Origin of the sequence: Streptomyces albidochromogenes (assembly GCF_005981925.1) — a bacterium.
GTDB classification, from domain to species: Bacteria; Actinomycetota; Actinomycetes; order Streptomycetales; family Streptomycetaceae; genus Streptomyces; species Streptomyces albidochromogenes.
In genome coordinates this window covers 1-697 of the sequence record NZ_VBVX01000708.1, presented here as the reverse complement: position 1 = coordinate 697, position 697 = coordinate 1, and the positions used below count along the sequence as shown (strand labels likewise).

Genomic DNA, 697 nt, shown 5'->3' with positions numbered 1-697 from the left:
CGCCCCGCCGCCCTCGCCACCCTCAGGAACATCTGCCGCGACCTCATCCGCCGCACCGAGGACGGCAACGGCATCGGCCTGCGCCTGACCGCCGTACGCCACTTCATCGACGCCGCGACCCAGCCCGACGGCATCCAGGACTGGTTCCGCACCGGCGGTGTCCCCGGCGGCCCCGAACTCGACCCGGAACTGCGCTGGCGCATCCTGCGCCGCCTCGCCGTACTCGGCGCCACCGACGAAGCCGACATCGCCGCCGAACTCGCCCGCGACCCCAGCGCCACCGGCCAGGAAGGCGCCGCCCGCTGCCGGGCCGCCCTCCCCACGCCCGAGGCGAAGGCGGCCGCCTGGGCCGGCATGTTCGAGGACGACAGCCTGTCCAACTACCTCTTCACCGCCACCGCCCAGGGCTTCTGGCAGCCCGAACAGGACGCTCTCGTACGCGACTACATCCCCCGCTACTACCGCGACGCCAAGGCCGTCGCCGACCGCCGCGGCCCCGCCATCGCCGAAGCCGCCGGCCGCTACGCCTTCCCCCAGTTCGCCGTCGACAAGGAGTCCCTGCACCTCGGTGAGGAGTTCCTGCGCGCCACCGCGACGATCCCGGCCCTGCACCGCAAACTGACCGACCAGCTCGACGACCTGCGCCGGGCCCTCGCGGTACGGGGGAGCTGACCCCGCACCCCACCACCGCCCCGGG

At 74.2% G+C, this 697-nt stretch carries 1 protein-coding gene; it reads left to right on the top strand.

The features are described 5' to 3' along the window. A partial coding sequence (locus E2E34_RS34870; protein WP_208765426.1) for an ERAP1-like C-terminal domain-containing protein occupies positions 1–672 on the top strand: 672 nt, incomplete at its 5' end. Positions 673–697: the final 25 nt, after the last annotated feature.